Source organism: Acidaminococcus sp. (genome assembly GCF_057597765.1).
The window spans coordinates 38,824-65,758 of the sequence record NZ_DBMBXK010000007.1; the positions used below are offsets into that span (position 1 = coordinate 38,824).

Below are 26,935 nucleotides of genomic sequence, written 5' to 3' on the forward strand. Positions count from 1 at the left end.
TTTTACACCACTTCCGGCCTCCTAGAGACCGGAAGTCCTTTTTTATTGTAATTTTTTAGACAACAGAAAGGACAGAGCCAGGCGGGGTACCACTGAACGACCCTTGAGCGGAGCGTGAAAAAATTTCCGGTTTCGCTCATCCGCTGGGAGCCTCGTTCAAGCGTCAGCGCGTTGGCGGGAAGCGGATTCGAATGGCGAGGCCGAAAATTTTAGCGACGGGAAGCGGCGTCGGGCAGGGGTGCCCCGCCTGGCGGTGACAGCAACGGAGACAACCGGCGTCAATCGACAGACACCCCCACCACCGGGCAAGCACGGTCCCCCGCCCCCAAGGGGGCGGACTGAAAGACAAAGAAAGAGGCATTGAAAAATGATCCATCATTTTTCAATGCCTCTTTCAGTCCATAATGACAAGACACAGATAAAAGGGCTTTCAAGAGGTCTCATCGACCATTAACGTGCAACAGCCCCTTTCCTTGGGCTGCTGACAATCCCCATTACTTCTTTGCACTCAGCTGTTCCACCAGAGCCGTCAGCTTGTTCAGCCGGTCGTTCATGGCGTCCAGCTGGGCGTGGACTTTCTGGTTGTCCTGACGCAGGGTTTCGTTGTCGCTGCGCAGCTGCTGGACCGTCCGCATAAGGACGATCCGGCTCTGGAACCGGTCTCTCCGTTTGGAATCCAGGGAGAAGGTCACCCCGGCATTCACCATGTTCTCTCCGCCGCCAAAGCTGCCGCCCACATTGAAGCGGACGCTTTCCGTAGGCTGGTAGAAAGCCCCGATGGCCGCCGCATTGGCGCTCCGGTAATGGCCGAAGCCGGCGGCGAAGTTCAGCTTGTCTTCCGGATCGAATTCCAGCGGATGGAGGGCCGCCAGAGCAGAGGCGCCGGCCCCCACCCGGTCCACCCGGCTGTCCAGACGGGTAATGGCATTGTTCACTCCATTGACCACACCCCCCAGCTGGCTTACGTTCACCGCATCAGTGGGTGCCGTGCCGGGAGCCACATCGTGGATCTGCTGGCCGCCCATGCTCACGTTGCTGCTGCTGATTTCCACATTGTGGGTCCCCTCCCCATTGGCAGCGATCCTGATGCCGCTGCTGGTGAGGGTGGTGCCGGCTGCCCCGGTACTGCTGTTGATGGTGAGGCCATCGTTGTTCAAGGTGCTGTTGCCGGTGGTGACGCTGGTAAGGCCCTTCAGTTCGCTGGAGAGCTTGATGTCCAGGCCGTCCCCGTCGGCGTTCTTCACCACACCGATGTTCTTATCGGTGAGTTTGGACGTATCCGCCCCGCCGGACAGTTTCATGGATTTGCCCAGTTTTCGGGAGATTGTTTCTCCGTCATCCCCGGTAAAGTCCCGGGTACCCAGGCTGTCCACAGCTCCCTGGGCCGCTTCACCGGCCAGTTTCTTCACATCGCCGATGTTGGCGGCGTTGTTCCAATTTTCCTGACCTTCTTTCGTGGTGTCATAGACATTTCCAATACCGCTGGCAACATCTCTAATCTGCTTATTCCCAGCATTAATGCCGTCTTTACTGATGGTCACACCGCCGGCCGTGATGGAGCCTTCATCTCCCAGATTCACCTGATTTTTCAGCTTGATATTGATGGACTTGCCATCGTCGGAGACAGAGGTGGTAATATTGCTGTCCCCATGAACACCAATGGTCCCGCCCAGATTCTGTTTAGCATCGGACGTACCACTGGCATTGGCATTATCCGCCGTGAGTCCGAAGCCGCCGCCCTTTGCAGAATCGGTAAGGCTTCCCTTCATCAGGACCAGCTGTTCTTCGGTGGCTGCCCTGCCTTTGGTGGCAAAATCAGAAGAGGTAATGGTGGTATTGGTCAGCCCGGTGATGCTTTCGATGCCGGTAAGATTTTTGGCCAGCTTGATTTCCAGGCCATCCCCGGCAGTATTCTTCACTACCCCTATATTCCCATCGGACAGTTTCGTAATATCAGCGCCGCCGGACAACTTCAGCGTGTTGTTCAGCGACCGGCTTACTGTGTTCTCAGCGACATCCCCTGCAAAAATCATCCCATCCTCCAGGGTAGCCACATCGTGATCTTTGTTGCCCTGGTCCGTGTAGGTAAGCCGAGTCTGGTCCTCCTGGGCCAGGTTCTTGGCAACGGTATGGACGGATACCGCAGCTTGGGTTCCAGCCGTCCCCGTCAGATCCAGATAGCCTGCGCCGTCAGTCTGGCGGAGAGCAGCGGCCTTTTTGCCATTGTCGCTCAGGGTGATCCCGGTATCGCCGGTAATATTTACTTCTTTGGCAGACTTGCCTTTAAACTGCATACTGCCGTCCGTGCCTTCGATGGTTTTACCATCCCCATGGACACCCACGTCCAGATGATCCTGGAGTTCTACGGAAACGTAATCATTTCCATCGTGGTCTTTCTTCACCTTGGTCAGGATATTGGCCTTGCTCCGATCCCAGAAATCCCCGGAGCCATCGTTTTTCTCGTTGGTTACAGGGGCATCCCCAAAAATCCGGATGGCACTGCCCAGATTCTGTTCAATGGTGGCATCCACGGCTTCCCCTCTGCCACCGGCCGTAATGGCAAATATCCCATTGCCCAGGACTTTGGTAATGGAATCATTGACCTTTTTCAGCTGGTCTTCCGTAGCCGCCCGGCCGGAAACATAATCCTTCCCATCCCAGTCTGTGTTCTCAAGCCCGGCAACAAAGTTTCCTGTTTCTGTAACCTTGCCGTCACTGACGACACTCTGATTCCCCATAACAACCGTGCCGGCCGTCACCGTATTAAGGCCGGTGATATCCTTGGCCAGCTGCAGGGAGAGAGTGGTATTGCCATCTTTATCCTGGCTGGCAACGACGCCGATGTTGTTGTTCTTCGTGGGGTCCGTGGTATTGTCCACCAGCTTGTCCTTCGCGACGCCGCCCTTGATGGTCACCTTCTTGTCCAGGGTGGTATTGAGGGCTTCCCCATTGTCCCCGGCCAGCTGCAGCCCGTCTTCCAGGGTAGCCACGGTGTGGTCATTTCCATTACCGCCCTTATAGGTAATCCGGGACATGGCCGTCTTCATGGCTTCTTTGTCCTGATTTCCCCGATAGGTGACACCGATGGATACCGGGCTCATCCCATTATCCTTGTTGGTCCCATTGAGGATCAGCTTCCCTGCTTCCCCTGTTCCCGTTCCGGTGGATGCTTTCCCCAACGTCAGGGTATGGGCATTGAGGTCACGATCCAGCTGGACCGTCAGCGTATTGGCATTCTTATCCGCCTTGACCTGCACATTGGCGCCGCCGTCGTAGTCACGGCCATCCGCGCCGGTTCCCTGGATGGTCAGGGTGTCGCCCAGATTTCTATGGACAGTGGTGGTAGCGTCATTGCCCTTGAAGTTCAGGCCCTTGTCCGTCAGTTCTGTTTTCACACCATTGCTGACGGTCTGCAAATCGCCGATAGTGGCCCCATTTTGCAGCATAGGGCTGCCTGCCGTAATGGTGGAGATATCCACCGGCTTATTCTGTGCCGTATCATAGAGTCCGCTCTGTACATTGGTAATCTGCTTACCGCCATTGGACAGTCCATCGGTGGTCAGTTTCACTTGGCCATTTGTGCTGCCGTTCTGGGGCGTAATGGCAATGCCCTTGCCGTCAATTACGGTCATAGCACCAGTCGTCGCATCCTTGAAAGTAGCACTGGTCATGTCTTTCAGTTCCTTACTCAAACCAATGGTGATGGCTTTGCCAGTGGTATCCGCTGTGGTGGTCAAATTGTCGTCTGCCGCCTTCAGCTGGATGGAACCGCCCAGATCCTGCTTCACCACCTTGCCTGCATTGTCGCTGAGGCCGAAGCCACCGCCGGTTTCCTTCCCGTCCACAATGGACTTGGCCACCTGCTGGAGCTGGTCTTCCGTAGCCGCCCGACCGCTGACGATGCCATCTTTCGACCATTTGGTGTTGGTCAGGCCCGTAATGTAATCCCCAGCAGCATCATTGGGGCTGGTGCCATTGTTGGCGATGGTCTGAGAACCAATCTTGATTCCCGCCTTGCCCGTTTCAGTAGGCGCAAAGCTGATGGTCCCCATATTGGTAAGATCCTTGTTCAGCTTGATTGCCAATCCATCATCGCCATTCTTCACCACGCCGATGTTGCCATCCGTCAAATTACCAGTAACAGCACCGCCGGTGATATTCAGGGTACTGTTGAGGGTTGTGCTGACGGCCTTGGTCGTATCCGTCTTGGCATCATCTCCGGCAAATTTCAGGCCGTCTTCCAGGGTTGCAATGGTATGATAGGTGCCTTTGGCGGTATCCACATCATATTTCAACCGAGGTGAGCTGTCTGCAGAATTCAGGAAACTGGCACCGCCATAATCCTGATAAAGAGCAGAATACCGGCCGCCATTGTTCCCCATATGGAGGGACCCATCACTGCCATCCATTTCAATATAAGCTCCGCCGGTACCGGTCACTCTGACCGTACCGTTGACCGTACTGGACCCGGCCGTCAGGCTGTGAGCCGTCAGGTCATCGTCCAACTTCACCGTGATGGTGCCGTTGTCCATGGTAGTAGTAATATTGTCTGTATTGTAGGTGTGCTTATCCTTTGCCGCACCGCCCAATACACTGATTTTATCCCCCAGCTGAGCATTGTAGGCAGCACTTCCGTCCTCCTTTTCTGCCCCATTGGCTTCGAAGTTCAATCCCTTCTGCAAAGCCGCATTGCTGGCAATACCAGAAATCACCACATCCGTAGGAGTGCTTCTCGCTGCGTTATTTTTCACCTTCAGCGTTACCGTGCCATCGCTGCCTACCGTGTATTCACCACTGTCAGCAGCCACCAGATGGCTGTCCTGATTCAGCACATTGGTCATATCAATGCCCGGAATGGCATCACCGCCATTTTTCGTCAGCTTCAGGGTCTTCCCATCGGTGCTGACACTGCCGCCGGTCACATAGTAATCGTGGAGCCCAGTGAGTTGCCCAGTGGTCTTGTCATTTTTCCTGACTAAAGTCCCTGTGCCTTCCCCATTATTGCCATAAGAAACGGAGCCACTTTCTACATAAATATCCGAAGCACTGGCTTCCCCTTTGATGGTTTTCGCTACTTCATTCAGCTGATCTTCCGTAGCTGCCCGGCCGGACATAAAATGGTCCGTCACCCATGCTGTATTTTTGAGTCCTGTAATACTGGTAATGTTTGACGTGGCACTGCCGTTGGCACCGCCGCCGGGCTGGCTGCCGATGTAAATACCATCGGTTCCATCCGTACTTCCCACACGGACCGTAGTGAAGTTTACATTGGGTTGGGTAGCAATGGTAATGGTTTTGCTGCTGTCAGTTGGTGTAAGAGCAATATTGTCTCCCGCTGCAAAAGTGAGGGTATTATTGGCAGGAGTAACCGCCAGGGTCTGGTCTCCCACTTTGGCATTCCAGCCGGCATTCACTGTATCAGACACACTCTTCAGCTGATCTTCCGTAGCCGCACGACCACTCACAGCTGTACCATCCCAAGTGGTATTGGTCAGGCCGGTCAGATAGGTATTGGCACCATCATTGCCAAGGGTTGCCCCGCCAATGGTGGCTTTTCCAGTATTGCCATTTAAAGTAACTTGATTCCCCACCGTTACGGTTCCGGCGGTACCGTCCAAGGCGATTTTCTTGTCGTCATCGCTGCCCAGGGTCACGCTGTCCTTGAGAGATACTTTGTAGTCCACCGTCCCATCTGTGGTATTCGGTGTTCCTACAACATTTGTATTCTTGTCATCTCCGCTGACGGTTACGGTCTTGGCGGCAATTTTCTTCACATCGCCGATGTTGGCGGCATTGGTTTCTATTCCATAAACAGGGCTACCGGAGTCATCATCCCCGGACTTGCCGCTGGCTACATCGGAAATCTGCTTACTGCCACCGCTGATGCCGCTGGTGGTGACACTGGGGCCGCCATTATTAATGGTCAGGCCTGTACCGTCCAAGGTGGAAGAACCGGTGGTCAGGGTGCCGTCGGAACCATCGATGGTGATGGCTTTATCGCCTGTTCCCACAGTTACCTTATCCGCCGTGAGCTGGGTGTCCATCTTCACGGTGATGATGCCGTTATCATCAATTTCCGTGGTCAGGTTGTCCGTCTTGTAGGTATGGCCGAGCTGGGCATCGTTGGCGCGGATGGCCACGGTATCGCCCAAAGCCCTGTTGACCGTCTTGTAGGTGCCATCTACCTTGTTGCTGGCCGAGAAATTCAGGCCTTGGGCGATGGCTTCCGTATTGGTGGTAATCTGGGTCTTGTTGCTGTCCACCACATCGGACACGCTCTTCAGCTGGTCTTCCGTAGCAGCACGGCCGGTGACAGGCTGTGTCTGCCCTACGGTCCAGGCGGTATTGTCGAGACCGGTGACGTACTTCCCGCTCTTGGTGGTATCATTGCCGTCGGACTGGGTACCCATCTTGACGCCGCCGGCTGTCACGGTATCCAGACCTGTGATGTTCTTGGCCAGCTTCAGGGAAAGAGTGGAGCCATTGGCGGTGACGCCGATATTATTGCCGTCTGCCAGATTTGTGGCACCGCCGGACACCGTAAGGGTTTTGTCCAAGGCTACACTGCCCGTTCCCGTGTCACCGGCCAGTTTCAGCCCATCACCGAGAGTAGCGACCGTATGGGGCGTACCATCCCCATCGGTGTAGCTGAGGCGGCCGGTGCCATTGGTGCCGGAGAGTTCCGGTGAAGCAATATAGCCCGCCGTAATCGAAGTAGCCTTGTTGGTACTGCTGCTGTTGGCCCCTACGATCTCGAGGGAGCCGGCCTGTCCGCCGCCGGAGGTGCTGTTTTCCGTACCGGCGGTGACAGAATCAAAGGTGGGGTTCTTGTCCAGAGCGATGGAAAGGCGTTTATTGTCCGTATCCGTCAGCACCTTGATGTTCTGGGTGGAGTATTCCGTATCTTCCTTACGGCCGCTGCCCTGGATCTGGAGAGTCCCCCCCTGGTCCACATGGACAGAAGTGGCAGTATCATTGCCCTGGAAGTTCATGCCCTTGGTTTCCACAGCCTTCAGCTGGGCCACGTTGACCGCATCGGAATCCGCAGACCCGGCAGCCAAATTGGTGATCTGGCGGCTGATGGTCTTACCTTCTGCATCTGTCCCCCCCCAGGGAAACACCCCCGGAAGTGGACACCCAAGTGGCTGCCTTAGCTGCATTGGCAGGATCCGTCATATCCGGAGCCAAATAGCCGGTAGATCCTTTTTCCCGATTGGCCACAGAGTGTGCGCCTAAAGCTACGCCACCATCTGCCGTGGCATTGGCACTGGTACCAAAAGCGGAAGATTCGACAGCATTTGCCCCAGCCGAATAGCCGTAAGCAGCAGAACCGGTTTCCACCGCTTCTGCACCATAACCCACGGCCACAGCGGCTCCATGGTCGGTGGACTCTGCATCATCATTTTTCGTACCGGCCTGGGCTCCAAGGCCCATAGCAACCGAAAAATTTCCGCTGGCGTTGGTACTGTTGCCCACAGCCACCGACTGGGTACCAGCAGCCTCATTGCCATAGCCGATGGCCAAGGAATTGATACCTGAAGCAGCGCTGTTCACACCCATGGACAAAGACAAATCGCCGGATGCTGTAGTTCCCACGCCAAAGGCCATGGAAGCCGAACCCCTTGCTCCATCATTGTAGTAATTGGCCAAGCTGTTTTCCGCAACTGGCGTTGTCAAATTGCCATTATTATCTTTATAAGCCGTCTTGATGCTCAGGAAATGGCGCCCCGCCTGTTCCAGCTGGTCTTCCGTGGCAGCCCGGCCGGTCACATAGTTTCCGGGCGTCCAGGTGCGGTTGGAAAGGCCCGTCACAAACAGCCCTTCTGCATTGGCTCTGGCAGATTCCAGCCTCAGAGTACCATTTTCAGTAACGGGCTTCATATAGTCATAGGTAAAGCTCTGATAGCCAGCGTTGAGGGTCTGGCTGGTCCCGTCACCGCCCGTATGGGCAACCGTGACCCCATTGGTTTTTACTGTAGTATTCCCTACGGTCAGAGACCCGGCGCTGGTGAGACCCACGTTCTGGGCCAGCTGGACCTTCAGGGTGCCGTCAGAAGCGTTGACCCCGATGTTGCCATCGGTGAGTTTGGTGCTGTCCGCTCCCCCCAGGATATCCAGTTCTTCGCTGAGATTCCTGGTGAGGGTGGTGGTGGCATGGTTGTCTCCGCCGAATTTCAGGGCTGTTGCATAGTCCTTACCGTTGATGGAGAGGCTCTGCAATTCGCTGGACCCGGTGGCAGCCGTATTGGCCACCACTTTGGAGCCGGTGGTGAAAGTCTGGGACACCTTGGCTCCATTGGTGGTGTTGGACAGGGTCACGGAGGTATCCTGGCCATTGGTGCCGCCCCCGCCGGTCACGGTAATGGCCCCGTCCACTGCCTCAGCGGTTCCGTTTCCGTTCCGCATGGCGGTAATGGTAGCCGTGGGCGCAGTAGTCGTGCCCCCTTTGGTCATATCCACCGACTTGATGTCATTGTGATACAGGGCCACGTCATTGCTTTTCAGCACATCTAAATCTTTGTTGTAATCCGATACCCGGTAAGTGTCCATAGTGGCACTGGGATCCGTCACAGGAGCCGCCCAATAGCTGTAATATTTTCCATCTTTCATGGCGGTCATGAGGATTTCGTTGTTAGCCCCATAGACAGTTCCTTCATAGACTTTGGACCCATCATAGCTGGTAAAGACGCCGATTTTACCACCGATGACATACAGGTGAGAAGTATCCACAGCTGTACCTTTATAGGTATACTGGTTCAGGGTCCCGTTCCATACCAGATCCGTGCCCACGGACACGAATCCCCGGGGATTGCCATTGGTCCCTGCAGAAGGGTTGTACATATCTGCATAGCCGTCTTTGTAATAGGTACGGTTGTTGGTGTTGGCCTGGGTATGGCCTTCCCAGGAAGGATCGTAGATGATGTAATCCCAGTTCCCGGGCACCTGGGTGCCTCCGGCCTGGCTCAGCCCTTCAAAAGCACTGGCGGTGACCTGGTTCAGGGATTCCCCAACATTGGTGGAAACGCCGGTGGAAGAAACGGCCGAAGTTGTGCTGGACAGGATATCCGCCGGCTGCCCCCCACTGCCGGTAAAAGCCACATCGAATTTTTTGTCCGACCGGGACAGGGCCGTATATTTTTCGTTCGTCCCTTCCTTCAGGGTATAGCCGTCCCGGACCCAGTACTTGGTCCTGCCGTCAGCCAGGGTCACTTTGTGATAGGTGGCCCCGTTGAAAGTGTTGGTATCCTGACCGTTGTCATTGCCTTTTACAGTACCGGAATCCACGGTCACCAGAAACGCCACATACTGGTTCTGGGTGGTGGCTGCCACCGTAGCTTCCCCGGCTGCTTCCGCCGGGAACACATGGCCTCCCAGGGTCAGCAGGCTCACACACAGGGCTCCTGCCGCCAGGTGGGCCGCCGGACCCAGATGGCAGTTCTTTTCCTTTCCAGCCCGTTTGGCCAGCTCGGACACCACCACATAGCAGTGCCGGACCCGGCTCCAGATGACTTTGTAGATTTTGTTCATGACCGTATCCTCCCTGAAAGATTCCTCTTTCTGCTGTAAAAAAGTTTACTCTTTTACTGTACTTTTAAATTATAGAAAACATAACATCGTTCTATACATATTATATTTCCATTATATGTGGCTGTAAGATACTTGTCAATATTGGTTATTTATTCGGTTTTTCTTTGTATTTGGTGTCATTTTACATGAGGCTGGAGGGGGACAGGGGGGATAAGTGGCTAAGTGGTTAGGTGGTTAGGTGCCTTGGGGTTCATCGTTGGTCGTTGTGGAGACCGGCTCCGCCGGCTTGAAATGGAAACGCAGCCGACGCTGCTAGCCCACCACCCTTGCGCAAGCGCAACGGTCCCCCGCCCTTGAAAAGGGCGGATATACGCTGGGGCTGACGCCCTCGCTTCTGGCCCCAGGGCGAAGCCTGCGTGCCATTTATCCGTCCCTTTGCAAGGGCGGGGGGACAGGGCTTCCAGCACGTAGATGCTCCCGATCAATTTATCCGCCCTTTGCAAGGGCGGGGGACCAGCCGCCAGGCTGGTGGTGGGTTAGCAGCCCATGGCTGCGTTTCCCTTCAACAGCATCTGCCTCCGGCAGATGGGTTCCTTTCCCATAGGATGCCAAACCCTGAAAAAATTAAAAAGGGGGTGTGAAAAAATTCACACCCCCGGTTACTGTTCTCTTGTTACTTGTCACTGGTCGAGTGACAAAAATCCGGCTGCTCCAGTTTTTTCTGGCGGCAGCCGGATTTTTTTCAAATATTGAAATCCTGCTTGATTTCCTCAAACATGTCTTCCGGTCTCTTGGTGGCCGTTCCCTGGGCCGGAGTAGGATCCACCGGTACCTGGTGGATGGCTGCCCGGCGGCAGTCGGCGGACACTTCAAAGGGAATCCGGTTTTCCCGGACCGTTCTTCTGGCAAAAATGGTGAAAGCAGTGGTCATGTTCATGCCCACGTTGCTGCAAAATTCCTCAAACTCTTTTTTCAGATCCGCATCCATACGGATATTTACATTAACGGATGCCATAATCCATCAACCCCTCTGTACTTGATGTTTTGCATTATACAGCCGTTGCAATGGAATGTCAACAAGGAAGTGTTGCCAGATGCAGCACTTCCTGTCACTAGCCGGCAGTCACTAGTCTCCAGCCGAAGGAAGAAACCCGCGGCAGCGGGTTTCTGGAAAGGAAACGCAGCCAGAGGCTGCTAACCCACCACCATCCTTACGGATGGTCCCCCGCCCTTGAAAAGGGCGGATATACGCTCGGGCCAGCGCCGACCGTAAGTACGGCAGCCAGTGTGTAGGCTTAAAAAGGGCGGATATAAAAAGGGGGGAGAGAGCCAGGCGCACGAGATGGGTCCAGATGCGCGAAAGCGGGGAGTTTCAAATGCGGCATAGTACTAAAAGGTACATGCCGCTTTCGAAAATCCCCGCTGACAAAGCAGATGGGCCCATATCGTGCGCCTGGGTTATGCGTTAGCCCCTAGTACGCCGCCACCGTCCCATCCGTCCTCCCCTCCGTGGCCCCCACCAGGGTGCCGTCTTCCCGGCGCCAGATGATCTGGCCCCGGCCGAAGGTGGAGCGGTCCTGTTTCACGACGATTTCGTGGCCCCGGGCCCGGAGGCCTTCTATAATGGCCGGATCCACCTGAGCTTCCACTTCCACTTTTTTCCCTTCGATCCACTGCCACCGGGGTGCATCCAGGGCGGCCTGGGGATTCATATGGAAATCCAGGGTGTTCAGGATGACCTGGAGATGGCCCTGGGGCTGCATGAAGCCTCCCATGACCCCGAAGGGGCCCACGGCCTTTCCGTCTTTGGTAAGGAAGCCGGGGATGATGGTATGGTAGGGTTTCTTCCCGGGAGCCAGGCAGTTGTCCATGGCCGGATCCAGACTGAAATTGTTCCCCCGGTCGTTGAGTGCGATGCCGGTGCCGGGGATCACCATGCCGGAACCGAAGCCCCGGAAGTTGCTCTGGATGAAGGATACCATGTTCCCTTCTCCGTCAGCGGTGCACAGATACACGGTGCCTCCGCTGAAGGGTTTCCCCCACCGGGGTTCCAGAGCCCGGTCCCCGATCAGGCTCCGGCGCTGATCCGCATAGTCCTGGCTCAGCAGGTCTTCCACCCGGGCGTGCATGAACCGGGGATCCGCCACATAGTGCCGGGCATCGGAAAAGGCCAGTTTCATGGCTTCGATCTGTTTGTGGTAGCTGTCCAGGGTTTCCCGTTCCTCCAGATGGAAGCCCTTCATGATGTTCAGGGCCATCAGGGCGGTGATCCCGTGGCCGTTGGGAGGAATCTCCCACACATCATAGCCCCGGTAGTCGGTGCGGATGGGATCCACCCACTGGGCCCGGTAGCCGGCCAGGTCTTCTTTCCGGAGATAGCCTCCGGTGGCCCGGCTGAACTGGTCGATTTTGTCTGCCAGTTCACCCCGGTAGAAGGCTTCGCCGCCGGTTTGGGCCAGCCGTTCCAGGGTCCGGGCATGATCCGGGAAGGCAACGGTTTCCCCTACTTCCGGGGCGGATCCTGTGGGCAGGAAGGTGGAGAAAAAGCCGGCAAAGGCCGGGTCGTCCCTAAAGGGAGCGAAGGTGGTTTCGGCGGCTTTCCACAGTTTTCCCGCAATGGGGGAAACCGGGAACCCGTCCCGGGCGTATTCGATAGCCGGTTCAAAGAGTTTGGCAAAGGGCAGCCGGCCGAACCGCCGGTGGAGTTCTGCCCAGGCAGACACAGCCCCGGGGACGGTAACCGGAATCCAGCCCCGCTGGGGCATTTCGGAATGGCCGGCGGCCAGGACCTTTTCCCGGGTCAGGAGCGCCGGAGCCGGGCCGCTGCCGTTGAGACCGTAAAGACGGTCTTTGATCCACACCAGGGCAAAGGCATCGCTGCCCAGGCCGTTGCAGTCAGGTTCCACCACCGTAAGGCAGATGGCAGTGGCCAGGGCAGCGTCCACCGCGTTACCCCCCTGGAGCAGCATCCGCAGCCCTGCCTGGGCCGCTAAAGGCTGACCGGTACAAACCATCCCCCGCCGGGCCATGATCACCCGGCGGCGGGAAGGATAAGGATAGGAAGAAAGATTGTAATCCATGGGAATACCTCCTTGTAAAGAAGACAGTGTACACCAGTCCGTAGGGGCCGCACGTCGGGCGGCCTGCTGTGGATTCGTCGTTTGTCGTTAAGGAAGAAAACCGCCCCGCGGTTTTCTGGAAAGTGAAACGCAGCCAAAGGCTGCTAACCCACCACCATCCTTACGGATGGTCCCCCGCCCTTGAAAAGGGCGGATATAAAAGGGAGAGAGGGCCAGGCGCACGAGATGGGTCCAGATGCGCGAAAGCGCGGAATTTGGTTCGTAGCATAACCTTCGGTTTCCCGCCAGGCGCGGAAGATGTGCCCAGATACGCGAAAGCAGCGGATTTTGGCTGAGGCATAGTACAAGGACGTACATGCCCCAGTCAAAATCCGCTGCTGACAAAGTAGATGGGTGCATATTCCGCGCCTGGTTATGCGTTAGCCCAGCAAAAATCCCATATACATCGGCATCTCCACCACCTGCCCTTTCCGGGACACGTTGTCGGTGGTCAGCTGGATGGCCTGTTCCACCTGGTATTTTTCCGGCTGCTGGAGGAGGGTCTTGAGGCTTTTGGTGTTGCCGGTGGAGGGAGTGGCCTTCACCAGGGTGCTCTTGCCCTGGCAGCGGATGACGAAATCCACTTCCAGGCCGGAGTTCTTGTGGTAGTAGTAGAGTTTCCGGCCGCCCTTGCTGAGAAGATCGGCAGCCAGGCTTTCGTAGACGGCGCCCTGGCAGCCGGAAAGATCTCCCTGGAGGAGCTTCAGCCGGTCGTCCCCGGTAAGCATGGCGGCATAGAGGCCCACATCCTTCATGTAGACCTTGAAAATGGAATCGATGGCGTGGCGTTCCAGGGGCAGCCCCGGTTCCGTCAGGTTGTAGCACCGGCTGACGATGCCCGCCTCTTCCAGCCAGGAAAGAGCCCCTTCGAACTGGGAGGCCTTGGAGCCTTTTTTCAGCTGGGCATACTGATATTTCTTGTTTTCCTTGTTCAGCTGGAGGGGCACCGCGTCCAGTACGGTCTTCAGCTTGGCCCGGGCCCGTTTGTTCACGTCCACGAACAGGTTCTCCTCATAATCCCGGAGGATGGCCTGCTGCTGTTCCAGCACTGCGTTCATGTCATGGGTCTGGACATAGGTTTCCACCACGGCAGGGTAGCCGCCTACCAGGGCATACTGGCGGAGCAGTTCGTTGAGCCGCAGGTGGAGGGCTTCCGGCACGGGGGTTTCCTTGTCCAGGCTCTGGTGGAGCATGTCCAGCACCGGAGTGGTGATCCCGTTGGCCCAGAGGAATTCCTCAAAGTCCAGGGGCACCATGTTCACCACGGTTTCGCAGCCCACCGCAATGGGAGCGGGCTCTTTGCCGTAGCCTTTCACCCCCAGCAGGGACCCGGCAGCAATCACGTCATACCGGCCGTCCATTTTAAAGGCCTTCAGGGCGGTACGGGCTTCAGGACATTCCTGGATCTCGTCCAGCACCAGGACGGTTTTATAGGGTTCAAACACCGCTTCGGGACCGGCCAGGGCGGTGATCAGCATCACCAGGTAGTTCACATCCATGGAGTCCCGGAAAATAGCCGCATAGTCGGGCTTTTCCTGGAAGTTCAGATACACCACATGGGCGTATTCCTTTTTGGCGAAATCCAGGATGGAAGTGGTTTTCCCACAGTGGCGGCAGCCCTTGACCACCAGGGGATTGTGCTGCGGAACCTGTTTCCAGGTCTGCAGGAATTTTTCGATCTTGCGCTGAAGCATAAGGATTCCTCTTTCTTTCCCTCAAATACAGAATGGCAATAGAAGCTCCTTACACTTTACAGGAAACGGGTCCATTTTTCAAGGAACTTTTCGGATTTTTTCCGTTTTATTTTCCAGCAGCTTTCCGAAAGACTTTTTCCACCAGTTTCAGGGTCACCTGGCAGGATTTTTCCAGGGAAGGCAGGGGCAGGAATTCGTACCGGGAGTGGAAATTCAGGGCCCCGGTGAAATAATTGGGGGTGAAGATCCCCCGGGTGGACAAATAGGAGCCGTCGGTGCCTCCCCGCATGGCAATGGTTTTGGGAGTAATGGCCAGTTCGTCCAGGGCTTCGTAGAGGAAGTCCACTGCCTGCCGGTTGTCCGGAGTCATGGCGTCAGCAATGTTCCCGTAGATGTCTTCCAGGGTGCAGCGGACCTGGGCCCGGGGTTCCTGGTGCTTCAGCCGTTCCACATTGGCCAGGATAGTCTGTTTCCGGGCCTCGTAACGGGCTTTGTCATGATCCCGGATGGCCAGCTGGACCGTAGCGTGGGTGGCGTTGGACTGGATGCTCTTGATCCAGATGTAGCCTTCCTTCCCTTCGGTGCATTCCGGAGTTTCCTTCCGGTCGAAGAAGTTGGCGAAATCCACCGCCAGCAGGGTGGGGTTCACCAGGTTCCCCTTGGCGTTCATGGGATGGGCGCTGACCCCCTGGATGTCCACCTGGGCGGAACCGGCATTGAAGGTTTCGTACACCACTTCTCCCAGGGCGCAGCAGTCGATGGTGTAGGCAAAATCCACCGGGAACCGGCTGATGTCCAGGGCTTTGGACCCTTTCAGCCCCACTTCCTCGTCCGGGACGAAGGCCACGTAAATGTCCCCGTGGTGGATCTCCGGATGGTCCGTAAAATACTGGAGCATGGTCATTACATTGGCCACCGCGGCCTTGTTGTCCGCCCCCAGGACGCTGGTGCCGTCGGTGAACACAATGTCCTGTCCCACATAATCCGCCAGCTCCGGGTGTTCGGCGGCCTTCATGAGGATGCCTTTTTCAGCGTTGAGGACCAGGTCTCCCCCTGGGTAATTCCGGACCACCTGGGGATGGACCTCCGGGCTCAGGTTCACATCCACCGTATCCAGATGGCAGCAGAAGCCGATTTTGGGCACAGAACCGGTGAAGCCTTCCGGCAGGTTGGCTGGCAGGTATCCGGTAAGGACGCACCGGTCGCTGAGATGCAGGTCCTCCAGATCCATGATTTCCAGTTCCGCTTCCAGCTGCCGGGCCATATGCCACTGGTCCTGGGTACTGGGGACGGAGGAAATTCCGGCCCGGCTCTGGGAAGGGATGTTCACATACCGGAGAAAACGGTCAAGCAGTTGTTGGGTCAGTTGAGACATGGGCAATTCCTCCTTGGGTGTTTTGGGGATATTATAGCATAGGATGCGGCTGCCAGGGCAGCCGCATCAGTCTCTAGTCTCTAGCCAAAGGAGGAAAACCGCACCGCGGTTTTCTAAAAAGAGAAACGCAGCCTATGGCTGCTAACCCACCACCATCCTTGCGGATGGTCCCCCGCCCTTGAAAAGGGCGGATATACGCTCGGGCCAGCGCCGATGCCCCCACTACCATGCTTCGCATGGTCCCCAGCTGCGGCATAAGCGACCGCCAACGCCGCTGAAGCGTCGGGCGCCTGCTTACGCCCCTCCCAGGGCGGACTTTTGTTGGTGCAATCCAATCCCCGGCTCCCGCCAGGGGCGGAAGATGTGCCCAGATACGCGAAAGCAGCGGATTTTGGCTGGGGCATAGTACAAGAACGTACATGCCACAGTCAAAATCCGCTGCTGACAAAGTAGATGGGTGCATATTCCGCCCCTGGGTTATGCGTTAGCCTTCACCAGAGAGAGTCCAATCCTCCCCCTCTCCTCCTCTACGCTGATCACCTTCACCTGGACCGTTTCTCCTACACTGACCACATCCAGAGGGTGTTTGATCTTTTTCTGGCTCAGGTGGGAAATGTGGATCAGGCCGGCGGTTTTGATGCCGATGTCCACGAAGGCGCCAAAGTCGGTGACGTTCCGGATGGTGCCCCGGAGGATGGTGCCCACTTTGATGTCGGAAAGCTTCACGATGTTCTGCCGGGTAAGAGGTGCGGGCAGGTCCGCCCGGGGATCCCGGCCGGGAGCCACCAGGGCATCCAGGATGTCATGGACCGTGGGTTCCCCGGCTTCCAGTTCCCGGGCCAGCCGGGCTTCATCCACCTGTTTCCGCCGGGTGGCCAGCCGGGCCAGTTTTTCCCTGTCCTTCAGGTCTTCCAGGCCGAAGCCCAGTTTTTCCAGGATTTTCTTGGCCAGATCATAGGATTCCGGATGGACCGGGGTATCGTCCAGAGGAGATTTCCCGTTGTGGATCCGAAGGAACCCGGCACACTGGGTAAAGGCTGCAGGCCCCAGCCGGGGCACCTTCAGCAGCTGCCGCCGTCCGGTGAACCGGCCGTTGGCGTTCCGCCAGGCCACTATGTTCCCGGCGGTGGCGGCGGTGATCCCGGCCACATGGCGGAGCAGGGCGGGGAACGCAGTGTTCAGGTCCACTCCCACATGGTTCACCACCCGTTCCACCACCCCGTCCAGGGTACCGGTGAGCGCCTTCTGGTCCACATCATGCTGGTACTGGCCCACCCCTATGGCCTGGGGATCGATCTTCACCAGTTCCGCCAGAGGGTCCTGGACCCGCCGGGCCAGGGATACGGCGCCCCGGATGGTCACATCGTATTCCGGCAGCTCTTCCTGGGCCAGTTTGGAAGCGGAATAGACAGAAGCTCCCGCTTCATTGGTAATGAGATAATGGACGTCCAGATGGTGGGCCTGGATCAGGCTGGCGGCAAACTGTTCTGTTTCATAGGAGGCGGTGCCGTTGCCAATGGACAGGAGGGTCACATGGTGCTTCCGGATCATGGAAAGGAGCAGGGCTTCCGCTTCCTTCTTCCGGGCTTCGTTCTGGGTCACCTGGATCACCCCATGGTCCACCACCTGGCCGGTGGGATCCACCACCGCCACTTTGCAGCCGGTCCGATAGCCCGGATCCAGGCCCATGACCGTATGGCCTCCCAGAGGTGCCTGGAGCAGCAGCTGGCCCAGGTTGGCCCCAAAGATCCTGATGGCCTGGGCTTCCGCCTGTTCCGTAAGCCGGTTCCGGATTTCCCGTTCCAAAGCCGGGAACAGCAGCCGCTTCCAGCTGTCTGCCAGGGCTTCCTTCAGCTGGTCCCGGTAGATGCAGGGACGGCGGAGGACCCGCCATTCCATTTTCCGCAGGGCGTTCTGTTCCTCCCACACCAGATGGACCTTCAGGCAGCCTTTCTTTTCTCCCCGGTTGATGGCCAGCACCCGGTGGGAGGGCAGGGTCCGGACCGGTTCCTGATAGTCCTTGTACATGAGAAAGGTCTGGGCTCCCTCAGCATCTTCCACCAGTTCCGTCCGGATCATCCCATGGTTCCACAGCTGGTCCCGGAGGGTCTGCCGGAGGGTGGGGTCTTCCGCCGCCAGTTCCGCCACAATGTCCCGGGCTCCGGCCAGGGCGTCTTCCGGGGTTTCCACCCCTTTATCCGGGTCCACATAGGCCCGGGCGGCGGAAAGGGCATCTCCTTTCTGGTCCCGCTGGAGAAGGAAGGCAGTGGCCAAGGGTTCCAAGCCTTTTTCCCGAGCCTGTTGGGCACGGGTACGCCGCTTTTGCTTGTAAGGCAGGTAATAATCTTCCAGTTCCGTCAGTTTCTGGGCCTTTTCAATGGCGGTACGCAGTTCCGGGGTCAGTTTCCCCTGTTCGTCGATTTTGGTCAGGATCTCCTCCTGGCGCTTCACCAGGTTCCGGAGTGTCCCCAACCGTTCTTCGATGGTCCGGATCTGTTCGTCCAAAAGGGATCCGGTTGCCTCCTTCCGGTACCGGGCAATAAAGGGAACGGTGTTCCCTCCGTCCAGCAGTTCCACGGTTTTTTCCACCTGCCAGGGCTGGACGGACAGTTCCCGGGCAATGAGAGGGGCGATGTCAGTTGGTTTCATTTTGTTGTCCTTTCGTGAAAAGGTATGTGGCTGTCAAGGCAACCGTATCAGTCACTAGTCTCTAGTCTCTAGTCACTAGCCAAAAGGAGGAAAACCGCGCCGCGGTTTTCTAAAAAGAGAAACGCAGCCGGGGCTGCTAACCCACCACCATCCTTACGGATGGTCCCCCGCCCTTGAAAAGGGCGGATATACACTCGGGCCAGCGCCGACGGCAGATATGCGTGTGGGCTCAAAAAGGGCGGATATAAGGAGGGCGGGCCAGACACACGAGATGGATCCAGATGCGCGAAAGGAGGGATTTGGAAGTTGGGCATAATACATAGTGGTATATGCCCGGCTTCCAAATCCCTCCTGACAAAGCAGATGGGCCTGGTTTCACGCCAGGCGCGGAAGATGTGCCTAGATACGCGAAAGCAGTGGATTTTGGCTGGGGCATAGTACAAGGACGTACATGCCACAGTCAAAATCCGCTGCTGACAAAGTAGATGGGTGCATATTCCGCGCCTGGGTTATGCGTCAGCCTTAAATATGCTTCACCCAGATCGGATAGGTGCTCAGGATAATAACGATCACCAGCGTCACATAATCCCCCAGATGCAGCTTCATGGGACGGCGGTTTTTATAGGTGTTGGGACCGAAACCTTTCAGTTCCATGGACAGGGCCAGGGTGTCGGATTTGGCTACCGCCCGCATGACCAGGGGTTTTACCACCGCCAGATAGGCGTAAAGCCGTTTGAAGGCGTTCCCCCGGTTGGAATAGCCCCGGCAGGACTGGGCGTCCAGGGTAATGGCGGAATCGGACAGGAAGTCCGGCACGAACCGGAGAGCCGTAGTGAGCATAAAGGCGTATTCATAGGGCATATGGAATTTTTCCACCAGAGCCTGGGCAATGTCCTGGATCCGGGTGGAGGCCAGAAGGCACAGAAAGGCGGTGGTCATGACGAACATCCGCAGGCCCCCGGTGAGGGCCACATACAAGGGAGAACCGAACAGCAGCTGGAGCAGCACCATCATGCCGGTGAACACGGTAAGGGTGCCGATGGCCGCCATGGTCATCCGGTCCCGTTTGATATACAGCAGGATCACCAGTTCCAGCACCAGCAGGGTGGCCACCGCCGGCACCGGCAGCAGGAACACCCAGGCGGTGACCGCCAGCACCAGGATCAGTTTGGTAAAGGCTGTGATCTTCATGCTTTGGCACCTTCTTTCGGCTGGATCTTGCTGCACAGATCTTCCGGACTGTCCGCCTGGACCCCGAACAGGGCTCCCAGCCGGGACAGCACCGGCTGCTTCAGACCCCATTCCTCAATGGGCCGCTTTCCGTCGAACAGATTGCCGGTCTTCCCGTCATACACCAGCTGGCCGTCGTGGAGCACCAGGGCATGGGTGGTGAATTTCCGGGCGATTTCCATATCATGGGTGATCAGGATCAGGGTCATGTGTTTTTCTTTCTGGAGTTTGGCCAGGTAGTCCATCATATGCTGTTTTTCCTGTTCGTCCTGACCGTTGGTGATTTCGTCCAAGATCAAAGTCCGGGGCTGGAGAGCCAGCGCCACTGCCACCCCCAGCCGCCGTTTCTGGCCGAAGGAAAGCCCCCGGGGATACTGGTCCAGGCAGGGGGTCAGCCCCATGGCTTCCACCGCATCCCGGACCTGCCGGTCCAGGGCCTCTTTGGGCATTTTCCGGTTCTGGAGGCCGTAGGCCACTTCATCATATACCGTATCCCCCAGCAGCTGGAGGTCTGGATTCTGGAACACATACCCCACCTTGTCCGCCAGGTCCGCCGGTTCGTAGCCGGCAATATCCACTCCGTCCACCAGCACCTGGCCGCTCCGGGGATGGTTCAGGGCCATGAACAGCCGGCTGAGGGTGGTCTTGCCGCTGCCGTTGTGGCCCAGGAGAGCCACCGCTTCCCCGTCTTCCACTTGGCAGCTGATGTCCTGGAGCACAGGTATGCCTCTCCGGTAGGCAAAGTTCACTGCTTTTGCTTCAATCATTCCTTGGCGCCTCCCTGAAATTTCTGGAGCAGTTCCTTTTCTGCTTCTTCTTCCGTTCTCCAGTCTCCCAGCTTCACCTGGTACTTTTCTTCCAGGCCCAGTTTCACCTGCCACAGTTCCGGCAGGTTCTCCCGCAGGTCCTCCTGGGCGAAGGCGTTCCGGGCGGCTTCGGCAAAGGGTCCCTGGACCCGGGCCTCTCCCTGGCTGATGAGCACCAGGTCCGTCATATAGGGCAGCAGGTAGTTCAGGTCATGTTCCACCACCACTACGGTCATCTGATGCTGCCGGTAAATCTTGTACAGCAGGGCATACAGGGACCGGGCCCCGTCAGGATCCAGGGCGGACACCGGTTCATCCAGGATCAGCACTTCCGGACGGCAGGCCAGCACGGATGCCAGGAGCAGCCGCTGCCGCTGGCCTCCGGACAGTTCGTCCAGCTGGTAGTTTTCCCGGCCGGGAAGCCCTACATCCTCCAGGGCCTGGCTCACCCGGGCATCCACCTCTTCCGGGGAGAACCCGTGGTTCAGCAGGCCGAAGGCGATTTCTTCCCCGGCAGTCAGAGACACCATCTGGCTTTCGTAGTCGTCCATCATGATCCCCACCCGCATGGCGATTTCGGAGATCTTCCGGCCCTTCAGGTCTTCTCCCAGCACTTCCACCCTGCCGTGGTACCGGCCCCCGTAATAATGGGGGACGATGCCGGTCATGGCCTTGCACAGGGTGGTCTTGCCGGCGCCGCTGGGCCCGGCAATGGCGGTGAAGCTGCCTTTCTGGATGTCCAGGTTGATGTCTTTCAGCACCAGGTCACTGTTCAGATAGGCAAAATAAAAATCAGAAATCCGGATGGCTGTTTCACACATGGTGTTTCCCCTCCGTAGCAAAGAAAATCTTCCGTACCGGGCCGTAGAGCACCTGGGTGACCACACCGTTCAGGACCCCTACGGTGAGCACCACCGGCAGCATGGCATGAGTCCACACGGCAAGGGGCAGCCCCAGCACCAGTTTCAGGATGTAGGTGAACACACTGCCGCTGACGGAAGTGGCCAGGAACCCTACAATAAAAGGCTTCACCTTCAGCTGTTCCAGGTGGGCCAGGGCGAAGGCCTTCACCAGGATACAGGCGGTAAGGGCCCCGCACAGTTCACTGGCAATGTTCCCCAGCGGGAAGGCGGATTTGGACGAAGGGATCAGGGTGAGCCCGGCCACAAAGCCGATGCCCAAAGCCCGGGTGGGCCCTGGCTTCGTCAGACAGATGGTAATGGAATACATGGCGATGGTCCAGTTGGGGGTGACCCCGCCCACGTTGGGGCTGATGGTATGGAGGATGACCCCAATGGCCAGCAGCAGGGCCGTCATGGCCACCCAGCGATGGGTATCACGGGCTGCTTCCACCGTAATCAGTTCCGGAATCGGTTTTTCCATGCTGCGATGCTCCTTTGCTACAATACAGTATAGAATATAGTTTATGGGGACTGGGGGAGGATGTCAAGGAAAAAGGGGCTGTTGCCTAAGCAACAACCCCTTCAACGGTCTCACAGCTCTTCAAACAGCTGCTGCCCGATTTCCAGCATTTTCTCTTTTTGGGTTTCCAGTTCCACCAGGAGCAGTTCGATCTTTTTCTCCGGCACCCCGAAAATCTCCAGGGCCTGGGTCAGGATCAGCCGTTTCAGCTGCTCCGTCAAAGCCGCCAGGATTTCGTCCTTGGTTTTGTACCAGCGGCGGATCTCCAGCCCTCCCACTCCGGATTCCTCACTGATCCGGCTGAGAGTCATCCGCTGGTAGCCTACATCCAGCAGCAGTCTGGCTGCACTTTTCAGGACCCGTTCCCGGCCGGTCAGGTCCTGTGGAGTAACGTCTGCCAACGGTTGTTTTCGATTTCTGCCCATAAATCCTGTGACTCCATTCTTCCTGCAATATTTTGCGGTATGATTTTAGTGTATCACGGGGCAAAAACTTCATCAATCAATAGCGAAAAAATTCATTGTTTTCATTTTTCTGCCACAAGTATCCCTCGAAAATCCTGTAACTTCTTGCACTTGAGCCATGACTAAACAGTCTGTTTCCGACTATACAGTCATACATTTGTTGCACAAAAAAAGGACTGCCGCTCAAGCAGCAGTCCTTTTTCTCTATGGAGCTCCGACTTTCCACGGAGTCTCCCGCCCTCGTTATCCTTCGATGGCGATATATTTCTTGTTGTCCACCTTCTGGGGTTCCTTTTTGGGGATGCTCAGTTCCAGGATACCGTTTTCGTACTTGGCCTTCACATCAGCCTCGGTGACCCCTTCGCCTACATAGAAGCTCCGGGCGCACTGGCCAAAGGTCCGTTCACGGCGGATATACTGGCCTTTCTTGTCTTTTTCATCCTTGTCCACACCCTTGCTGGCACTGATGGTCAGATATCCGTTTTCCAGCTGTGCATGGATTTCATCCTTCTTGAACCCCGGCAGGTCAATGTCCAGTTCATAGTGGTCGCCCACATCCCGCACATCGGTCTTCATCATATTTCTGGAGTGTTTCCCGTACAGAGGATTTCTGGCCGTAAACACATCATCAAAGTCATTCATGAGATCATCGAACACATTGTCATTGAAAACGCTAGGCAGTAACATAAGCCATTCCTCCATTCAATCTTGGCCTTGAAGGTCAGCTTTTGGAACTACCGAAAGGCTGGATTCCTGCGGCCCCTCAGGGGCCCGTCCTACGTTCCAGGTTCTCTTGGGAACCCTTCTCTGTGGTCTTTCCTTCGTTCTGGTATTATAATAGCACAGGTTGTTAGCACTGTCAAGCGTTGAGTGCTAAAAAGTCAAAGTTTTTTTGACTTTTTAGAGGAGAGGAATGGGGCTGTTGCATGTGCAGCAGCCCCTCTAAAAAATCACAGCTTCACCCGGGCCGGAGAGGCGATCAGGAACAGATTGTGGTTCCCTCCCTCTTTTTCCGGGAACTGGCCGTACATGTCGAAGGTGGAGAAGAACCGGGCGGCCGGGTAGATGCCGTAGCCGTCCTGGTTATGGTCCGTGGTGTCGTAGGGATCCGCCACGATCAGCACATCGTCCTGGGTGTCGGCGGTGCCCATGTCATCATAGCCGATGATTACCTGCCAGTGGCCGCCCCAGTCGATCCATCCTGCCAGGATGGGCTTTCCGGCCTTCAGGGTGGCCTTGATGTCTTCCGGTCCGAAGGTCTTCCCGGCCTTTGCATAGTCTTCCGTGGTCACCAGGTCGAACCCTCCCACCTTCTGGAACATGTCCTTCATCTGTTCCAGGGTGGTGCCCGGATAGCCGTCCGGGAAACCAGGGACATTCACGTCCTTCAGGGGATGGCGCAGATCCGCCAGCTTCTGTTCCGTCCAGTCCTTCTGCCGGTCATACCATCGGAGCACCATCAGGGCTGCCGCCGGTCCGCAGGACCATTCACTGGACTGCTGGATGGTCTTGAAAGCCGGCAGCAGCACCAGGGACCCTTTGGAATGCATATGGTAGAAGTCCGGGTGAGTGTAATAAATGGTCTTTTTGTGATCCAGTTTCCGCTCTATGGAAGCAGCCCCCTGGTCCTGGGTGATTTTCGCCGGTTCCTGGAATTTCATGTCATCGCTGAAGTTCCGGTTGGCCGCCAGCACCGGCAGAGAGAAGCCGGCGGCCAGCAGGCCGGCCAGCACAGCAGAAGTCAGTTTTGGGAAAAGTTTCATATCCATCCGTTCCTTTCACGGCCCGGCCCTTTTTCCGGAAAGGGCCCTCGGGCATCCGTATTTCTTCTCCCTATTATAAAAGATTTCCGCCGGAATGCCTATAAGCTCCCCAGGATTTTCCCGCTGATTTCCTCCAGCAGGGGCCGCTGCTCCTCCAGCCGGTCCAGCATTTTCTGGATGGTCCCGGAAGAAATCCCGAAGATCCGTAGGGAATGGGTCAGGAAGGTCCGGCGGATCCGGTCCCAGTGGTAGGGCTTCCGGAACCCGTGGGCCATCACATAGCCTCCCAGTCCGGAACACACCAGCAGCATCTTTTCGTAGCTGAACTGACTGGACATCCGGACGGAAAACAGTCTGGTCACATACCGGTAATGGCGGGCCACCACTCGTTCGAGCAGATGGGGGATACAGTAGGCAGTCTTCCAGAAACTCCACAGCATGGTGTTGGTGTCCAGTACCTCCATTTCCATCCCCAGCAGCATCACATACCGGTACAGGGCCATTTCCTCCCGGGTCCAGGATTCGGGGAAAGCCTCATCTGGCAGGAAGGTGTGGCAGATATAATCCCGGGTCCGTTCCATCAGCTGGGCAGCCAGGTCATCCAACAGTTCTTCCTTGGTCCGGTACCAGAGACTGATCTGCCGCTGGGGAATCCCCAGGGATTCCGCCAGTTTGGGCAGGGTGGTCCGCACATATCCCAGTTCCAGGAACATCTCCTTGGCCCGGTGGCGGATCTTCCGGTGCAGGGCCTCATCCTTTTCTTCCAGCAGTTTTTCTTCCTTTTTCCGTCTTCCCATCAGAACATCCTCCTTTGCCGCAGCTTCTGTTTCCATTATACCAAATCCCTTCCGGCTAAAAAAACAAGAGGACTGCCGCCAGTATGCAGTCCTCTCGTGTTGGTTGCTGATTAGAAGGTTACGACCATCTGAGACCACAGGGTCCGTGCATGTTCGTCGCTGTCCTTGCCTTTCAGGTCGAAGTATTCCACCTGGGCCACCATGTTCTTGGCCAAGGTTACGTTGCCGCCGAAGTGCCAGCCCTTGAACCCTTCTTCCGGGAACACATCATACCGGCCGTTCATGGTATGAGCAATGGTAGTGGTGGCCGCCTGATCATAGTATTTGGTGAACAGGCCCCAGCTGCCGGGTTTGGAAGCGGTGGCGCCGCCGTATTGCAGCCAGGCAACGACCCCGTCGTCATCTTTACCCATGTCATCCAGGTGATCATTGTCCCCGTTCAGGTACATGGCCCCGAATTTGAACTTGCCTGCGGTGTAGTCGGCACCGACCGTCCAGATGGAGTCATCATCTTTGCCCATGCCCATGGCGGTTACATCGTCTGCCCGGACGTAGTTGGCTGCCATGTTCAGGTTGCCCCAACGGCCGCCTACTTCCGCCCTCCAGTATTTGTCGGCCACGGAATCGTTGTTGGAATCGCTCCAGCTGTATTCGCTCTTGTTGGCCATTTTGCCCCAGACCCCGGTGATGTAGGCCTGGCCAATCTTCACATCGGCTTTGATGGCATCCACACGGCTATCGTAGATGTTCCCGTCAGCGATGAAGTCCTGGAACCGGCCGCCGGTCAGGTTTACCACCCCGATGTTCCCGGTCAGGTAAGCTCTCTGGAATTCCGTGTCATCGTCACCGGATTCGTTCTGGCCGATGAAGTGCTGGTTGTTTTCCAGCATGGATACGTAATGCCAGTTGTCGTTGACTTCGCCGGTGAGGAACAGACGGGTACGGAGCCGGGCGTCGTCGTTGTCACGGCCGGCTTTGGCAGCCTGCCATTTGTTTACGGCACCGCCGGAGCTGTGATCATAGCTCAGCCGGACGTTCCCGGTGATCTTCACATTGTCGGCGTTCTTTTCCAGTTTGGCCACCCGGACACCCAGGTTGTCCAGTTCATCAGCGAATTCGCTGACCAGCTTGTCATCGGCACCGATGGCTCCTTTGGCCAGAGCTTTGGCTACAATCTGTGCCATTTCATACCGGGTCATGGTTTTGTCACCTTTGAAGGTGCCATCAGGATATCCGTCCACCACACCGGCAGCAGCCAGTTTTGCTACAGCTCCATAAGCCCAGTGGCCTGCAGGCAGATCAGAGAACGGGTTGGCGGCAAATGCCGTGGCGCTGATGCCCATAGCCATAGCCAGAGCACACACTAAGTTTTTTTTCATGATAAAAATCCTCCTTCTGGTAATTTCCTGTCCGGAAGGGGTTCGCCTGCTTCCCGGGTTCTGTGCGAGTGGCCTTGTTTCCTCTACAGGTGCCGGCAATCCTGCGCTTCTCTTCGTTCCAGGATCTGTGGTAGTTTTCCACGTCTTCACTATACCAGAGGAAACTTTCTCCCGTCCCGGAAAACGCCTTGTGTTCCCAAAGCCTTCTTTTTTACAAGTGTATATTTCACGAACTTTTCATTTTTATCACAATATCGATGGAAAAGAGACGCTTGCAGTTTTGGAGAAAAGAGGGTATGATGTAATTAATCTTATTACAGGAAGGATGATTCCCATGGCAAATCATGAAGAACTGGTTGCTGAAGTAAAGAATCTGGCCGCAGCCCCCAGCGTGTACAGCGGTCTGAAAGATCTGGCGGAACAATGGCTGGCCGCTGAGGGCACCGCCGCCCAGGCCAACCTGACGGCCCTGCTCCGGGCCGCTTTGAAGGAAGATGTGTGCACCATCGACCAGGTGCTGCCCTTCTTTGCTTCGGAAGACGCCAAAAAGGCCTTCGGAGCCGAAACCGCTGCCCAGCTGCTGGCCCAGGGCCAGAAAGTAAAGGCAGAAGGAGGCAAGTACTGCTTCTGCCCCGCCTGCACCGCCGGAGCGAAGATTCTGGAGATGTTGGGGGAATAAAATAAAAAGGAGCTGTTGCATGTGCAACAG

General features: G+C 56.7%; 17 protein-coding genes. 1 reads left to right on the forward strand and 16 read right to left on the reverse strand.

Annotated elements, in window-relative coordinates:
* Positions 1 to 494 precede the first annotated feature (494 nt).
* From ACZOF8_RS06145 to ACZOF8_RS06220, 16 genes are all read right to left on the reverse strand, one after another.
* A complete protein-coding gene (locus tag ACZOF8_RS06145; protein ID WP_487426681.1) occupies positions 495 to 7,121 on the reverse strand; it encodes a YadA-like family protein in 6,627 nt (2,208 codons plus the stop codon).
* A complete protein-coding gene (locus tag ACZOF8_RS06150) occupies positions 7,087 to 9,528 on the reverse strand; it encodes an ESPR-type extended signal peptide-containing protein (protein WP_487426682.1) in 2,442 nt (813 codons plus the stop codon). The genes ACZOF8_RS06145 and ACZOF8_RS06150 overlap by 35 nt, the downstream gene beginning before the upstream one ends.
* A gap of 742 nt (positions 9,529 to 10,270) precedes the next feature.
* The gene (locus ACZOF8_RS06155) at positions 10,271 to 10,543 is read right to left on the reverse strand and encodes a type II toxin-antitoxin system RelB/DinJ family antitoxin (RefSeq protein ID WP_022487549.1); all 273 of its coding nucleotides are present in this window, start codon (positions 10,541 to 10,543) and stop codon (positions 10,271 to 10,273) included.
* A gap of 457 nt (positions 10,544 to 11,000) precedes the next feature.
* Complete coding sequence (locus ACZOF8_RS06160) at positions 11,001 to 12,608, reverse strand: gamma-glutamyltransferase family protein (RefSeq protein WP_022488014.1); 1,608 nt, start codon at positions 12,606 to 12,608, stop codon at positions 11,001 to 11,003.
* A gap of 419 nt (positions 12,609 to 13,027) precedes the next feature.
* Positions 13,028 to 14,341 (reverse strand): ATP-binding protein, encoded by a 1,314-nt coding sequence (locus ACZOF8_RS06165; RefSeq protein ID WP_302157633.1) that lies wholly within the window; start codon positions 14,339 to 14,341, stop codon positions 13,028 to 13,030.
* Between the two features lie 106 nt (positions 14,342 to 14,447).
* On the reverse strand, positions 14,448 to 15,716 hold the full coding sequence (pepT, locus tag ACZOF8_RS06170; protein ID WP_308664510.1) for a peptidase T: 1,269 nt from the start codon (positions 15,714 to 15,716) through the stop codon (positions 14,448 to 14,450).
* 477 nt (positions 15,717 to 16,193) lie between these two features.
* Positions 16,194 to 18,365 (reverse strand): Tex family protein, encoded by a 2,172-nt coding sequence (locus ACZOF8_RS06175; RefSeq protein ID WP_487426683.1) that lies wholly within the window; start codon positions 18,363 to 18,365, stop codon positions 16,194 to 16,196.
* Between the two features lie 522 nt (positions 18,366 to 18,887).
* A complete protein-coding gene (locus tag ACZOF8_RS06180; protein ID WP_022487548.1) occupies positions 18,888 to 19,556 on the reverse strand; it encodes an energy-coupling factor transporter transmembrane component T in 669 nt (222 codons plus the stop codon).
* Positions 19,553 to 20,362, reverse strand: coding sequence for an energy-coupling factor ABC transporter ATP-binding protein (locus ACZOF8_RS06185; protein WP_154487986.1), 810 nt, complete (start codon positions 20,360 to 20,362; stop codon positions 19,553 to 19,555). The genes ACZOF8_RS06180 and ACZOF8_RS06185 overlap by 4 nt, the downstream gene beginning before the upstream one ends.
* Positions 20,359 to 21,222, reverse strand: a complete 864-nt coding sequence (locus ACZOF8_RS06190; RefSeq protein WP_022487546.1) for an energy-coupling factor ABC transporter ATP-binding protein — start codon at positions 21,220 to 21,222, stop codon at positions 20,359 to 20,361. Before ACZOF8_RS06190 ends, ACZOF8_RS06185 begins: the two co-directional genes overlap by 4 nt.
* Positions 21,215 to 21,784: a tryptophan transporter gene (locus ACZOF8_RS06195; RefSeq protein ID WP_022487545.1), complete on the reverse strand. Its 570-nt coding sequence runs from the start codon at positions 21,782 to 21,784 to the stop codon at positions 21,215 to 21,217. Before ACZOF8_RS06195 ends, ACZOF8_RS06190 begins: the two co-directional genes overlap by 8 nt.
* A 110-nt stretch (positions 21,785 to 21,894) precedes the next feature.
* Complete coding sequence (locus tag ACZOF8_RS06200) at positions 21,895 to 22,248, reverse strand: TetR/AcrR family transcriptional regulator (protein ID WP_487426684.1); 354 nt, start codon at positions 22,246 to 22,248, stop codon at positions 21,895 to 21,897.
* Between the two features lie 282 nt (positions 22,249 to 22,530).
* Positions 22,531 to 22,974: an Hsp20/alpha crystallin family protein gene (locus ACZOF8_RS06205; protein WP_022487543.1), complete on the reverse strand. Its 444-nt coding sequence runs from the start codon at positions 22,972 to 22,974 to the stop codon at positions 22,531 to 22,533.
* A gap of 263 nt (positions 22,975 to 23,237) precedes the next feature.
* Complete coding sequence (locus tag ACZOF8_RS06210) at positions 23,238 to 24,050, reverse strand: C39 family peptidase (protein ID WP_022487542.1); 813 nt, start codon at positions 24,048 to 24,050, stop codon at positions 23,238 to 23,240.
* Positions 24,051 to 24,148: 98 nt separating this feature from the next.
* The gene (locus tag ACZOF8_RS06215) at positions 24,149 to 24,847 is read right to left on the reverse strand and encodes a TetR/AcrR family transcriptional regulator (protein ID WP_022487541.1); all 699 of its coding nucleotides are present in this window, start codon (positions 24,845 to 24,847) and stop codon (positions 24,149 to 24,151) included.
* A 110-nt stretch (positions 24,848 to 24,957) separates the two neighbouring features.
* On the reverse strand, positions 24,958 to 26,226 hold the full coding sequence (locus ACZOF8_RS06220; protein WP_487426685.1) for an S-layer homology domain-containing protein: 1,269 nt from the start codon (positions 26,224 to 26,226) through the stop codon (positions 24,958 to 24,960).
* Positions 26,227 to 26,560: 334 nt separating this feature from the next.
* On the opposite strand from ACZOF8_RS06220, the gene ACZOF8_RS06225 reads away from it, so the two are divergent.
* Complete coding sequence (locus ACZOF8_RS06225; RefSeq protein ID WP_302574495.1) at positions 26,561 to 26,905, forward strand: heat-shock protein Hsp90; 345 nt, start codon at positions 26,561 to 26,563, stop codon at positions 26,903 to 26,905.
* The last annotated feature ends 30 nt before the right edge of the window (positions 26,906 to 26,935 follow it).

Bases quoted from the DNA above. Each gene is read 5' to 3' on its own strand.
- ACZOF8_RS06150 (WP_487426682.1), bottom strand. From the start codon at position 9,528: ATGAACAAAATCTACAAAGTCATCTGGAGCCGGGTCCGGCACTGCTAT.
- pepT (WP_308664510.1), bottom strand. From the start codon at position 15,716: ATGTCTCAACTGACCCAACAACTGCTTGACCGTTTTCTCCGGTATGTG.
- ACZOF8_RS06165 (WP_302157633.1), bottom strand. From the start codon at position 14,341: ATGCTTCAGCGCAAGATCGAAAAATTCCTGCAGACCTGGAAACAGGTT.
- ACZOF8_RS06155 (WP_022487549.1), bottom strand. From the start codon at position 10,543: ATGGCATCCGTTAATGTAAATATCCGTATGGATGCGGATCTGAAAAAA.
- ACZOF8_RS06220 (WP_487426685.1), bottom strand. From the start codon at position 26,226: ATGAAAAAAAACTTAGTGTGTGCTCTGGCTATGGCTATGGGCATCAGC.
- ACZOF8_RS06195 (WP_022487545.1), bottom strand. From the start codon at position 21,784: ATGGAAAAACCGATTCCGGAACTGATTACGGTGGAAGCAGCCCGTGAT.
- ACZOF8_RS06190 (WP_022487546.1), bottom strand. From the start codon at position 21,222: ATGTGTGAAACAGCCATCCGGATTTCTGATTTTTATTTTGCCTATCTG.
- ACZOF8_RS06210 (WP_022487542.1), bottom strand. From the start codon at position 24,050: ATGAAACTTTTCCCAAAACTGACTTCTGCTGTGCTGGCCGGCCTGCTG.
- ACZOF8_RS06185 (WP_154487986.1), bottom strand. From the start codon at position 20,362: ATGATTGAAGCAAAAGCAGTGAACTTTGCCTACCGGAGAGGCATACCT.
- ACZOF8_RS06205 (WP_022487543.1), bottom strand. From the start codon at position 22,974: ATGTTACTGCCTAGCGTTTTCAATGACAATGTGTTCGATGATCTCATG.
- ACZOF8_RS06215 (WP_022487541.1), bottom strand. From the start codon at position 24,847: ATGGGAAGACGGAAAAAGGAAGAAAAACTGCTGGAAGAAAAGGATGAG.
- ACZOF8_RS06160 (WP_022488014.1), bottom strand. From the start codon at position 12,608: ATGGATTACAATCTTTCTTCCTATCCTTATCCTTCCCGCCGCCGGGTG.
- ACZOF8_RS06180 (WP_022487548.1), bottom strand. From the start codon at position 19,556: ATGAAGATCACAGCCTTTACCAAACTGATCCTGGTGCTGGCGGTCACC.
- ACZOF8_RS06200 (WP_487426684.1), bottom strand. From the start codon at position 22,248: ATGGGCAGAAATCGAAAACAACCGTTGGCAGACGTTACTCCACAGGAC.
- ACZOF8_RS06175 (WP_487426683.1), bottom strand. From the start codon at position 18,365: ATGAAACCAACTGACATCGCCCCTCTCATTGCCCGGGAACTGTCCGTC.
- ACZOF8_RS06225 (WP_302574495.1), top strand. From the start codon at position 26,561: ATGGCAAATCATGAAGAACTGGTTGCTGAAGTAAAGAATCTGGCCGCA.